Origin of the sequence: Rhizobium sp. SG570, assembly GCF_012275345.1 — a bacterium.
In the GTDB taxonomy this organism is placed as follows: domain Bacteria; phylum Pseudomonadota; class Alphaproteobacteria; order Rhizobiales; family Rhizobiaceae; genus Rhizobium; species Rhizobium lusitanum.
This window is the reverse complement of sequence record NZ_JAAZQI010000001.1, coordinates 277,966-290,255: the sequence shown is the minus strand read 5'-3', so window position 1 is coordinate 290,255 and position 12,290 is coordinate 277,966. Positions and strand designations below refer to the sequence as shown.

The following is a 12,290-nucleotide window of genomic DNA, read 5'->3' as shown; positions in this document are numbered from 1 at the left end:
CAGAACCTCGCGGCGCCTTCTTTCGCTGACTGCAGAAAATTAAGAGCGATCCGCGACGACCGATGGATGTTTACGATCCTGGGTGCCTACAAACGTAGGTGGGCGCCGTGTGTCTAAGCCCAGGGGCCTAGCCAGGGACAGCTCCCTTTGGATCGAGTATGGCCCCAGGGATTGTGGTTCCTGTCGGGAAGCGCAGACCGCACGTCCTATATAAGGCGGATTCCTGCATCGCACCAGTGGGTGTGAGCAGGCGGTTCGAGAAATATGATACTCAATTCGGCTCGGCGCTCGACCGGACCAGCAGTTTTTCGGTGATACCCTGAATCCGCGTCGTCACCTCGTCGATGACAGTGGCCAGCGTTTCATCGGCGCGGGTACTGGCGGCAAGCACGGTGTCGCGGTTGTTGCGCAGGTTCTCAAGTTCGGCTTCCAATGTCGAGACGCGGCGCGTCAGCTCCGACACCTCATCCATGATCATGATGCCGGCCATGACGGTCAGGCGCAGATCGCCAATCTCGCCGAACTGGCTCTTCAAATGCAGAACATAGCGGTCGAAACGATTGGCGAGATCCGTCAGATGCTCTTCCTGCCCCTCTTCGCAGGCCATCCGGTAGGCTTTGCCGTCGATCGTTACCGTTACCTGTGCCATTCGACTTTCCGATCATTGCCGCTGGTGGCGACGGCTGCGCCCCGTGAAGGATCAGCGGTCCAGCACGGCTCTTATGGTTTCCATCGCCGTAACAAGTCGGCGCGACACTTCGCGATTGACCTCCTCGAGCCGGTTCGCGCGGAACTCGGCCTGGTCCAGCTCCTGGGCGAGACGCGAGCGATCGGCATGGACCCGTCGGACCTCGCCTTCTATGTCGCTTTGCGCCCGCTCCCGTTCGAAACGTCCGTCGACAGCGCTTTCCAAAGTCGAAAGCGCCTGGCGCAACTGGGCGAGCGCCGCATCCACCGTTTTGCCTGAAGGTGTCATGCCTTTCGATACTCCGCGCAAGGCCCGAATCAAAACATCCGGCCACTTGTCTGATTTCGCAACAATATTCAACTTGGCGACTGCACGTCAATAAAGGCAGCCCTGCGGCAGGGGGCCTAATCTGTGGATGACTGACCCGTTTGCCAACGATACAGGCTTTGTCGCACGATTGTCGTCTTTTGTAAAAGTGAACGGGCAAATGTCAAAAAAGTGCGGCAGCCGCCCCGGATTGGGGCCTCGATTTATTGACTTGCTCGTCCCAACTGCTATGTCTCAGCCGCCTGAGGTGACGCTGAAAATGGAGTTCGGAGGAACGTCTCCCTTTCGCCCGCCTTTCAACCGGTGGCCTCCCTCCCAAGCGTGCGGCCATCCCCGAACCCGGAACATTGCGGAAAAACCCATGATCTCTCGCGAACAACACGACCGGATGGCAAATGCGATCCGTTTCCTTGCCATGGATGCTGTCGAGAAGGCCAATTCCGGTCACCCCGGTTTGCCGATGGGGATGGCGGATGTCGCCACCGTTCTCTTTAGCAAATATCTGCGCTTCGATCCGAAGAACCCCCATTGGCCGGACCGCGACCGCTTCGTCCTGTCGGCTGGCCACGGCTCGATGCTGCTCTACTCGGTTCTTTATCTGACCGGCTATCCTGACATGACGGTCGAGGAGCTGCAGCGTTTCCGCCAGCTCGGCTCCAAGACAGCCGGCCATCCGGAATATGGCCACGCCACCGGCATCGAAACCACCACCGGCCCGCTCGGCCAGGGCATTGCCAATGCCGTCGGCATGGCGATCGCCGAGCGCAAGCTGCGCGAAGAATTCGGCTCGGAGCTGCAGGATCACTATACCTATGCCATGTGCGGCGACGGCTGCCTGATGGAAGGTATCAGCCATGAAGCGATTGCGCTCGCTGGCCATTTGAAGCTCAACAAGCTCATCCTCTTCTGGGACAACAACTCCATCACCATCGACGGCGCCATCTCGCTTTCGGATTCGACCGATCAGGTCGCCCGCTTCAAGGCCGTTCACTGGAACACCATCGAAGTCGACGGTCACGACCAGGCCGCCATCAGTGCCGCTATCGAAGCCGCCCACAAGTCCGACCGCCCGACGTTCATCGCCTGCAAGACCATCATCGGCTTCGGCGCCCCGAACAAGCAGGGCACCCACAAGGTCCACGGCTCGCCGCTCGGCGCCGAGGAAATCGCCGCGACCCGCGTCGCGCTGAACTGGCCCTATGAGCCCTTCGTCATCCCGAACGACATTCTCGGTGAATGGCGCGCCGCCGGCGAGCGCTCGGTCGGCACCCGCAAAGCCTGGGAAGGCCGCCTTGCCGGTGCGGAAGCGGGCAAGAAGGCTGAATTTACCCGCCGCTTCGCGCATGAACTGCCCGCCGGCTTCGACGCCGCCATCAGCGATTACAAGAAGAAGCTTGCCGAAACCAAGCCGACGCTTGCAACCCGCAAGGCATCGGAAGACGCGCTCGAAGTCATCAACGGCTTCATTCCGGAAACGCTCGGCGGCTCCGCCGACCTGACGCCGTCGAACAACACCAAGACCAGCCAGATGAAGTCGATCACCCCGACCGATTTCTCCGGCCGTTACATGCACTGGGGCATCCGCGAGCACGGCATGGCCGCCGCGATGAACGGCATCGCGCTGCATGGCGGTCTGATCCCCTACAGCGGCGGCTTCATGATCTTCTCGGATTATTGCCGCCCGCCGCTGCGCCTCGCTGCCCTGATGGGTATCCGCGCCATCCACGTCCTGACGCATGATTCCATCGGCGTCGGCGAAGACGGCCCGACCCACCAGCCGGTCGAACAGGTCGCCAGCCTGCGCGCCATCCCGAACTTCCAGCTGTTCCGCCCGGCGGACGCAACCGAAACGGCGGAATGCTGGCAGATCGCCATCAAGACGACCAACCGTCCGTCCGGTCTCGCGCTGACCCGCCAGAACCTTTTGGCGGCACGCACGGAATACAGCGAAAAGAACCTTTGCGAACAGGGTGCCTATACGCTGGCCGGTAACGCCGACGCCAAGGTGACGATCTTCGCTTCGGGTTCCGAAGTCGAACTCGCGGTCGCAGCCCGCACGGTCCTCGAAGGCAAGGGCGTCTCCACCCGCGTCGTTTCCGTTCCCTGCACCGAACTCTTCTTCGAACAGCCGGATGCCTACCGCAAGGAAGTGCTCGGCAACTCGCCGGTCAAGATCGCCGTCGAAGCCGGTGTTCGCGAAGGCTGGGACGCATTCATCGGTCCGGAAGGCGCCTTCATCGGCATGAAGAGCTTCGGCGCTTCCGCTCCTTACAAGGATGTCTACAAGCATTTCGGCATCACGACGGAAGCTGTGGTTGCTGCCGCCGAGGCAAAGCTTTCCTGAGGGCGCTGACAAGCGCTCTCAAATCCAATAGATAAACACCCTGAGTGAACGGGAGTGAATTTCAAATGACTGTAAAAGTAGCCATCAACGGCTTTGGCCGTATCGGCCGCAACGTACTGCGCGCCATCGTCGAATCCGGCCGCACCGATATCGAAGTCGTTGCCATCAACGACCTCGGCCCGGTCGAGACCAATGCCCACCTTCTGCGTTACGATTCGATCCATGGCCGTTTCCCGGCCGAGGTGAAGGTCGAGGGCGACACGATCATCGTTGGCGGCGGCAAGCCGATCAAGGTCACGGCGATCAAGGATCCGGCAACGCTGCCGCACCGCGACCTCGGCGTCGATATCGCAATGGAATGCACGGGCATCTTCACTGCCCGCGACAAGGCCGCCGCTCACCTGACGGCCGGTGCCAAGCGCGTCATCGTTTCGGCTCCTGCCGACGGCGCCGACCTGACCGTCGTTTTCGGCGTCAACCACGACCAGCTCACCAAGGAGCACCTGGTCATCTCCAACGCGTCCTGCACCACGAACTGCCTGGTGCCGGTCGTCAAGGTCCTCGACGACGCCATCGGTATCGATCATGGCTTCATGACGACCATCCACTCCTACACCGGCGACCAGCCGACGCTCGACACCATGCACAAGGACCTGTACCGCGCCCGCGCCGCAGCCCTGTCCATGATCCCGACCTCGACGGGCGCCGCAAAGGCTGTTGGTCTCGTTCTGCCGCACCTGAAGGGCAAGCTCGACGGCACGTCGATCCGTGTTCCGACCCCGAACGTTTCGGTTGTCGACTTTAAGTTCGTGTCCAAGAAGGCAACGACGGTCGGTGAAATCAACGAAGCCATCAAGGCTGCTTCGAACGGCAAGCTGAAGGGTATCCTCGGTTACACCGACGAGCCGCTGGTTTCCCGCGACTTCAACCATGATAGCCATTCGTCGATCTTCGCGACCGACCAGACCAAGGTTCTGGAAGGCAACTTCGTGCGCGTCCTGTCCTGGTACGACAACGAATGGGGCTTCTCCAGCCGCATGTCCGACACGGCCGTTGCGTTTGCCAAGCTGATCTGATCGTGCTCTTCCGCCCTCTCCTTCCGACGACAGTCCGCTGGCGTCCGATCGAAGGAGACGGGCTGGAACACGTGACGGTTGCTCCGATCAACGACACAGCCACTGGCGCGACCATTCGCGCCAGTGGCGTCATTATCGGCGGTCGCGGCGGTTCGCCCTACGGCGTCTTCTATCGTATCGACTGCGCGGCCAACTGGGCCGTTCTATCCTTTAGCGTCGAAACCACGGAGGGCCGGCGCCTTGCCCTGCTTTCCGACGGCGAGGGCCATTGGCGCACCGAAGACGGCCTTTCCTTGCCGCAATTCGACGGCTGTATCGACATCGACCTCTATGGTTCGCCCTTCACCAACAGCCTGCCGATCCGCCGGCTCGAGCTGACGCCGGAAGACGGAACGGCGAAGCTTTCCATGCTCTACATCCCCTTCGACAGTTTCGAGCCCGTACGCGACGGCCAGTACTACACCTGCATCGTGCCGGGAGCGCTCTATCGCTACGCCGCCGAGGACAGGGCCTTCACCGTCGACCTGCCCGTCGACGCGGACGGCCTGGTGATCGACTATCCGATCTATTTCAAGCGTGTCGACCTCTGATCCGCAGCCGCGATCGATCCGCGCATCTTCTTAAAAACATTTCGGATTTTTTCGCCTCCTGCCCTGCTATGGTCCAGATTTACCAATAAATTTCTGAACGGAATTCCCCCAGGGCGTTCCAAAGCCGCACGGCCGTTCTGGCGGTGCGCCTCACACCATGATGTCGCAGCCATCGGAGCGGATCTATATCCCAAGACCCTCCCCGAAAGGCATCCGTGTTTGCAAAATTGCATGGCGCGATAGCATGATGGACGATGGGGGAATTTTGAACGATCCGGGCTTTTGGTCCCAGCAGAGGCGCACTGGAAGGGGAAGAACAAGGTGGAGGCATTTTACGTCATCGTGCTGGTCAGCACGGTCCTGATCCTGATCGCGGCTTTCTCGAGCCTGCTCGCCTTCCGCTTCGGCGCCCCACTGCTGTTGCTGTTCCTGATGATCGGGCTTGCCGCCGGCACGGATGGGCTGGGCATCGAATTCTCCAACAATTATCTCGCCTATATCCTCGGCTCGCTTGCGCTTGCCATCATCCTCTTCGATTCCGGCTACGGCACACCGATCCAGGCGTTCAAGCTCGCAGCCGCGCCGGCGTTGACCATCGCCTCCGTCGGCGTACTCGTGACCGCAGGCCTGTTTGCCTTTGCCTCCACCTGGCTTCTCGGCTTTACCTGGCTGCAGGGCCTGCTGCTCGGTTCGATCGTCGCCTCCACCGACGCCGCTGCCGTCTTCTTCCTGCTGCGCATCGGCGGCATCAATATCCGCGACAAGGTGCGCTCCACGCTGGAAGTCGAATCCGGCACCAACGATCCGATGGCCATTTTCCTGACGCTGGCGCTGGTCGAGTTGCTGGCGAGCGGTGAAGGCTATGGCGGTATCAACCTTGCCATGCTGGGGGCGTTCATCCAGCAGATGGGGCTTGGCGTCATCCTCGGCCTGCTCGGCGGCATGATGATCGTACTCATCGTCAGCCGCCTCGAGACCGATCGCGGCCTGACGCCGATCTTCGTGCTGGCGCTGGCGCTCCTCGTCTTCTCCTTTACTGGCGCCGTCGGCGGCAGCGGCTTCCTGGCCGTCTATGTCGCGGGCATCTATGCCGGCAATCGCAAGATGCCCGCCTCGGCCTCCATCAAGCGTTTCCAGGACGGCATGACCTGGCTGGCGCAGATCATCATGTTCCTCGTCCTTGGCCTGCTCGCCACGCCATCGCAATTTCCCGCAATCGCCATCCCCTCGGTGGCGCTGGCCCTGTTCCTCATCTTCGTCGCTCGGCCGATCGCCGTCTGGCTCTGCCTGCTGCCCTTCGATTATACCCAGCGCGAGACCGGCTTCGTCGCCTGGGTCGGCCTGCGTGGCGCCGTCTCCATCCTGCTTGCGATCATACCGATCCTCGGCAATCTCGAGGCAGGCCAGACCTATTTCAACGTGGCTTTCATCGTCGTTCTGGTGTCGCTGCTCGTCCAGGGCTGGACCATCAAGCCCATGGCGCGCAAACTCGGCCTCATCGTGCCGCCTCGCATCGGCGCGATCGACAAGGTCGAGGTCGACCTGCCGGGTACGGCCAGTCACGAGCTGCTTTCCTATCGCGTCGTCAAGGACAGCCCGGTTCTGCGCGGCGAGCGCATTCCGCGCTGGGCCATGCCTTCGCTCGTCGTGCGCGACGGCAAGTCGATGCGCTATCAATATGCCGGCCGCCTGCGCGAAAACGATGTCATCTATCTCTTCATCGCGCCCAGCTATTCGCGCCTGCTCGACCGCCTCTTCGCCAGCCGCGCGGCGGTCGATCCTGATGATGCCGAATTCTTCGGTGCCTTCTCGATCTCGCCGCTGCGCCCCGCCGCCGATCTCGACGCCGCCTATGGGCCGGGGCTGCTCAGCGAACAGGAAAAGGGCCTCACGATCGCCGAACTCATGCGTCAGCGCCTTGGCGGCAAGGCTGATTATGCCGACCGGGTGCGTCTTGGCGAAATCATCCTCATCGTTCGCGATCTCGATGAGAACGACCATATCCAATCCGTCGGGATGTCGTTGGAAGCCTTGGAACCGCCGGTCATCCTGCCGATTTTCATCAATCTGCACGATATTCTGAACGGCATTCGCAGCTTTATGCGCAGACGTCGCGAACGTGTGGGAGAGGCCGTTTCAACCGATTCCAATACCGGCAAAAACGACCCCTGACCGCCTTGCGTCTCCGATCATCCGTAGTATGGTCGGCGCACTTCACGCTACCAACAACATTGGATCCTCCCCATGGCAGCCTTCAAGACCCTCGACAATCTCACCGACATCACCGGCAAGCGCGTGCTCGTGCGCGTCGACTTGAATGTGCCGGTCAAGGACGGCAAGGTCACTGATGCGACCCGCATCGAGCGCGTCGCGCCGACGATTCTCGAATTGTCGGAAAAGGGTGCCAAGGTGATCCTGCTTGCCCATTTCGGCCGCCCGAAGGATGGCCCGTCGCCGGACCTTTCCCTTGGCCTCATCATCCCTGCGGTCGAGGAAGTCCTCGACCACGCTGTTCTCTTTGCCTCCGATTGCATCGGCGCGCCGGCTGCCGACGCGATCGCCAAGATGAACAATGGCGACATCCTGTTGCTGGAAAATACCCGCTTCCATAAGGAGGAAGAGAAGAACGACGCGGCCTTCACCAAGGCGCTTGCCGCCAATGGCGACATCTACGTCAACGATGCCTTCTCCGCTGCCCACCGTGCCCACTCCTCGACCGAAGGTCTCGCCCATCTCCTGCCAGCCTATGCCGGCCGCACCATGCAGGCCGAACTTGAAGCCCTGGAAAAGGGCCTTGGCAACCCGGTCCGCCCCGTCGTCGCCATCGTCGGCGGCGCCAAGGTCTCGACCAAGATCGATCTGTTGATGAACCTCGTGAAGAGGGTCGATGCGCTGGTGATCGGTGGCGGCATGGCCAATACGTTCCTTGCCGCCCGCGGCACGAATGTCGGCAAGTCGCTTTGCGAGCATGACCTCGCCAACACCGCCAAGCAGATCATGATCGAAGCCGCCACGTCCGGCTGCGCGATCGTCCTGCCGGAAGACGGCGTCGTCGCCCGCGAGTTCAAGGCAGGCGCCGACAACGAGGTCGTCGCCATCGAAGCCATCCCGGCTGACGCCATGGTGCTCGATGTCGGCCCCAAGTCGGTTGAGGCAATCAAGAGCTGGATCGGCCGCGCCACGACGCTGGTCTGGAACGGCCCGCTCGGCGCCTTCGAAATCGCCCCCTTCGATGCCGCAACCGTCGCGGCCGCCAAATACGCCGCCGAATGCACCAAGGCCGGCAAGCTGACCTCCGTCGCCGGCGGTGGCGACACGGTTTCCGCGCTCAATCACGCGGGCGTTGCCGATGATTTCACCTACGTCTCGACCGCAGGCGGCGCCTTCCTCGAATGGATGGAGGGCAAGGTTCTGCCCGGCGTCGCCGTTCTCCAGACGGCCAAGTAAGCGCGTTCGCACAAACGAGTGAAGAGAGCCGCGAAGGCGAAGGCTTTCGCGGCTTTCCTGTGAGTGCTAAGATAGGCTCCGAAACTTTCAAACGGTTGAAATCATTTCAATCGTTTCAATTAGTTAGCCAGCCATTTCCCTCCTTCTATACTTCTGTTATCGCCGATCTATATTGATCTTGTCGCCGACTGAAATCGCCTTGGAGAAACAAAATGAGCGAACGAATTGAAGACATTGCCGTGAAGATGGTTGCCGGTGGCAAGGGTCTCCTGGCGGCGGATGAATCTACCGCCACCAACAAGAAGCGCTTCGACACCATCTCTCTCGTTTCCACGGAAGAGAGCCGCCGCGACTATCGCGAGATGCTCTTCCGCTCCGACGAAGCGATGAAGAAGTACATTTCCGGCGTCATCCTCTATGAGGAAACCCTCTTCCAGAAAGCTGCGAACGGCACGCCTTTCGTCGATGTCATCAGGGCCGCAGACAGCATTCCCGGCATCAAGGTCGATATCGGCGCCAAGCCGCTGGCCGGCTTTCCCGGCGAAACCGTCACCGAGGGCCTCGACGGCCTCGCCGATCGCCTGGCGAAATATTATGACGCCGGCGCCCGCTTCGCCAAATGGCGCGGCGTGATCGCCATTTCCGACACGCTTCCGACCTTTGGCGCCGTCAAGGCGAATGCCCATGCGCTCGCCCGCTATGCCGCCCTTTGCCAGCAGGCGAAGATCGTTCCGATCGTCGAGCCGGAAGTGCTGATGGACGGCGAGCCCGGCACACAGAGCCTCGACCGCAGTGAAGAAGTCACTCGCTGGACGCTGCAGATCGTCTTCCAGGAGCTCGCGGAAGCCCGCATCAAGCTCGAAGGCATGATCCTGAAGCCAAGCATGGTCATCGACGGCAAGAAGGTCCGCAAGGCCTCCGTCGAGCAGGTTGCCGAGCGCACCGTCAAGGTGCTGAAGGAAACCGTGCCTTCAGCCGTTCCCGGCATCGCCTTCCTCTCCGGCGGCCAGTCGACCGAGGAAGCGACCGCCCATCTCTCCGCCATCAACTCTGGCTACGATCTGCCCTGGCAGGTGACCTTCTCCTATGGCCGCGCACTGCAGGACGCAGCGCTGAAGGCATGGGGCGGCAAGGCAGAAAATGTCGCCGCCGGCCAGCGCGCCTTCACCCACCGCGCCGAGATGAACTATCTCGCCGCCAAGGGCAGCTGGACGAAGGATCGCGAACAGGCTGCCTGATTTCGGCGAATACCCGAACGAATCAAAAGCCCCGGTCACGACGTGACCGGGGCTTTTTTGCTTTCGCGCAATAGCCAACAGAATGCTCAGAACAGACCAAGTCACATCTGCCGCAATGACAAGAATAGGTTCGCTGTGATATCGGAAAATAACCGTGTCAAACGGCTGTAACGAAAGACCGGCACTAGGTTGTCCCGCTTATAATCAACGGGCTTATTAGAGGGGTTGCCATATGCTTGCCTGGCGCGGTTTTGTTGCTGTTCTTGCCGTCGCCTTAGTAGCCCAAATAGACATTGCTCGTGCCCAGCAGTTGCAGACGGCTGTTCCCGTCTTTTCCCCGACCGGACCAGACGCAGTGGCCTACGGTGAGAAACTCGGTTATCCCGTCGGTCTGCCGCTTAGCGAACAACGCAACATGATCGGCAACTTCAGCCACGCCGATCAGCTCGCGCCGACACACACGATCGCCGCCGCCGAGCATCCGCTACCGCTGCTGCGCGCCCCTTCCGAGATTTCGGTCAAGTTCACATTCGGCGCCGAAGCCGCCTCCTTGTCGAAATATCTCGACACCAATCCCACGACGGGATTGCTGATTGCCCACAACGACACGATTCTGTTCGAACATTATCAATACGGCCGCACCGATCACGACCGCCTTGTCTCGCAATCCATGGCGAAGACATTGACCGGCATGATGATCGGGATCGCGATTTCCGAGGGTGCCATTCACTCCGTTGACGACACCGTGCAGACCTATGTGCCGGAGTTGAAGGGTACCGAGATGGGCAGCACGCCGATCCGCGCCTTGCTGCATATGGCCTCTGGCATTGCCTTCACGGAAAACTTCGGCAATCCCGACGACAACGTTCGGCTCAGCAATTCATTGCTCGGCCCGGAAAAGCTCGACCCCTATGCGGCCGTGTCGCGATTTAACAAGCGGGTCGCCGCCCCCGACACGGTCTGGCACTATAGCAATCTTGATACGGAAGGGCTGAGCCTGGTCTTGACCCACGCCACCCATATGACAATGTCGAACTATCTCCAGTCCCGGATATGGCAGCCGATGGGCGCGGAAGCCAGCGCGAATTGGCAGGTCGACAGCACGGGCCAAGAAGTCGGCTACTGCTGCTTTAGCGCGACGCTTCGCGACTATGCCCGCTTTGGCATGCTGCTTGCCCATGACGGTGCTTTGAACGACCGGCAGATCATACCGCGTCAGTGGCTGCTCGATGCAACGCAGCCGGTTACGCAAGGCTCGTTCCTTGCAGTTAATCAACTGCCGAACCCCTGGGGCTACGGCTATCAAATCTGGCTTATGCCCGGTCCGCGCCGAACGTTTTTTCTGGACGGCAGGGCAGGTCAGCGCATCCTCGTCGATCCAACAACACATCTGGTACTTGTCCATACCGCGGTACGCGCGAAACCGGCCGATGCAGGCGGCGCCGAACTGGTCGAACTCTGGTCTAGCGTGCTCAAGCAGTTCCAGGGCAATTGAGGCGTCCATGCATGCCGCACCCTGGCATGGTGTAGGGTAAGGACCAATCCCCGCAAAAGAGGCCGATAGTGAACTTGTCATGGGCACAAGTTCGCGCCTTCAGCCATGATTGGGCAGCGGCTATATCCCTGGCAGTCCTATGAAAGCATCGGGAGCCGCCATGAACACCGTCGCCTATGTCACCGTCGATGTCTTCACGTCGGAGCGTTTCGTCGGCAATCCACTGGCCGTCATTCCCGACGCGCGCGGCCTCAGCGGCGATGCGATGCAGAAAATCGCGACCGAATTCAACTATTCGGAAACGACCTTCGTGCTGCCGCCGGAAAATCCCGATCATACGGCGCGCGTCCGCATCTTCACGCCGACAGCCGAAATTCCCTTTGCCGGTCACCCCAATGTCGGCACCGCCTTCGTCCTCGGCCGGCAGCGGGAGATCTTCGGAAAGCCCGTTGGCGACGGCTTGACCTTCGAGGAGGACGCCGGTCTCGTGGAGGTAACCCTGCTGCGTAGCGGCGATGACGTCACAGGTGCGAGCATACGCGCGCCGGGCAGCCTCAAGATCGGCGAGACGATCGCCGACGAGCTGATTGCGCGCTGCGTGCAGATCGAGCCGCTGTCGATCCGCAGGACATCGCACGCGCCGATATTTGCCTCCGTCGGCCTACCCTTCGCCTTTGCCGAATTGGATAGCCTCGAAACACTCGGCAAGGCACGCCCGAATGCCGCTGTTTTCGCCGAGGCGGCCGCGCTGCACAAGGAAGACAAGACCGGATTCTCGCTCTTCCTCTATACGCGATCGGCAGAGAACCCGTGGCACATCCGCGCTCGCATGTTTGCGCCGCTTGACAATGTCATCGAGGACCCTGCAACCGGCAGCGCCTCCGCAGCCCTCGGCGCCTATCTGACCTCGCTGCTGCCGGCGCGCGATGCCGAGGTGAAAATCACCATCGAACAGGGTGTGGAGATGGGCCGGCGCAGTCTGATCGGCGTCGACGTCAGGAAATCTGACGGCATGGTAAAAGATGTCTTTCTGTCGGGCAGCTGCGTCAAGATCATGCGCGGCGAAATCCTGCTCTGAAGAGAGG

At 61.0% G+C, this 12,290-nt stretch carries 10 protein-coding genes and 1 other RNA gene; 8 read left to right on the top strand and 3 right to left on the bottom strand.

From position 1 onward, the window contains the following. Window positions 1-43: 43 nt before the first annotated feature. From ssrS to FHT28_RS01370, 3 genes are all read right to left on the bottom strand, one after another. Window positions 44-202, bottom strand: a non-coding RNA gene (gene ssrS / locus FHT28_RS01380) — 6S RNA. 69 nt (window positions 203-271) lie between these two features. Further along, entirely contained in the window at window positions 272-649 is a 378-nt protein-coding gene (locus FHT28_RS01375) for a cell division protein ZapA (RefSeq protein WP_037196472.1), read from the bottom strand. Between the two features lie 51 nt (window positions 650-700). After that, complete coding sequence (locus FHT28_RS01370) at window positions 701-976, bottom strand: DUF4164 domain-containing protein (RefSeq protein WP_015341018.1); 276 nt, start codon at window positions 974-976, stop codon at window positions 701-703. Window positions 977-1,376: 400 nt separating this feature from the next. On the opposite strand from FHT28_RS01370, the gene tkt reads away from it, so the two are divergent. From tkt to FHT28_RS01330, 8 genes are all read left to right on the top strand, one after another. Further along, on the top strand, window positions 1,377-3,359 hold the full coding sequence (gene tkt / locus FHT28_RS01365; RefSeq protein ID WP_168595389.1) for a transketolase: 1,983 nt from the start codon (window positions 1,377-1,379) through the stop codon (window positions 3,357-3,359). Between the two features lie 65 nt (window positions 3,360-3,424). Then, the gene (gap, locus tag FHT28_RS01360; protein ID WP_037196468.1) at window positions 3,425-4,435 is read left to right on the top strand and encodes a type I glyceraldehyde-3-phosphate dehydrogenase; all 1,011 of its coding nucleotides are present in this window, start codon (window positions 3,425-3,427) and stop codon (window positions 4,433-4,435) included. 2 nt (window positions 4,436-4,437) lie between these two features. After that, window positions 4,438-5,025 (top strand): putative glycolipid-binding domain-containing protein, encoded by a 588-nt coding sequence (locus FHT28_RS01355; RefSeq protein ID WP_168595388.1) that lies wholly within the window; start codon window positions 4,438-4,440, stop codon window positions 5,023-5,025. A 321-nt stretch (window positions 5,026-5,346) separates the two neighbouring features. Further along, window positions 5,347-7,197, top strand: a complete 1,851-nt coding sequence (locus tag FHT28_RS01350) for a potassium/proton antiporter (RefSeq protein WP_037196465.1) — start codon at window positions 5,347-5,349, stop codon at window positions 7,195-7,197. Window positions 7,198-7,269: 72 nt separating this feature from the next. After that, the gene (locus FHT28_RS01345; RefSeq protein WP_037196464.1) at window positions 7,270-8,472 is read left to right on the top strand and encodes a phosphoglycerate kinase; all 1,203 of its coding nucleotides are present in this window, start codon (window positions 7,270-7,272) and stop codon (window positions 8,470-8,472) included. 212 nt (window positions 8,473-8,684) lie between these two features. Then, window positions 8,685-9,710: a class I fructose-bisphosphate aldolase gene (locus tag FHT28_RS01340; RefSeq protein WP_037196462.1), complete on the top strand. Its 1,026-nt coding sequence runs from the start codon at window positions 8,685-8,687 to the stop codon at window positions 9,708-9,710. Between the two features lie 232 nt (window positions 9,711-9,942). Continuing rightward, a complete protein-coding gene (locus tag FHT28_RS01335; RefSeq protein ID WP_168595387.1) occupies window positions 9,943-11,205 on the top strand; it encodes a serine hydrolase in 1,263 nt (420 codons plus the stop codon). Between the two features lie 160 nt (window positions 11,206-11,365). Next, window positions 11,366-12,283: a PhzF family phenazine biosynthesis protein gene (locus tag FHT28_RS01330; protein WP_168595386.1), complete on the top strand. Its 918-nt coding sequence runs from the start codon at window positions 11,366-11,368 to the stop codon at window positions 12,281-12,283. Window positions 12,284-12,290 lie beyond the last annotated feature (7 nt).

Bases quoted from the DNA above. Each gene is read 5' to 3' on its own strand.
- FHT28_RS01345 (WP_037196464.1), top strand. From the start codon at position 7,270: ATGGCAGCCTTCAAGACCCTCGACAATCTCACCGACATCACCGGCAAG.
- FHT28_RS01375 (WP_037196472.1), bottom strand. From the start codon at position 649: ATGGCACAGGTAACGGTAACGATCGACGGCAAAGCCTACCGGATGGCC.
- tkt (WP_168595389.1), top strand. From the start codon at position 1,377: ATGATCTCTCGCGAACAACACGACCGGATGGCAAATGCGATCCGTTTC.
- FHT28_RS01340 (WP_037196462.1), top strand. From the start codon at position 8,685: ATGAGCGAACGAATTGAAGACATTGCCGTGAAGATGGTTGCCGGTGGC.
- FHT28_RS01370 (WP_015341018.1), bottom strand. From the start codon at position 976: ATGACACCTTCAGGCAAAACGGTGGATGCGGCGCTCGCCCAGTTGCGC.
- FHT28_RS01330 (WP_168595386.1), top strand. From the start codon at position 11,366: ATGAACACCGTCGCCTATGTCACCGTCGATGTCTTCACGTCGGAGCGT.
- FHT28_RS01335 (WP_168595387.1), top strand. From the start codon at position 9,943: ATGCTTGCCTGGCGCGGTTTTGTTGCTGTTCTTGCCGTCGCCTTAGTA.
- gap (WP_037196468.1), top strand. From the start codon at position 3,425: ATGACTGTAAAAGTAGCCATCAACGGCTTTGGCCGTATCGGCCGCAAC.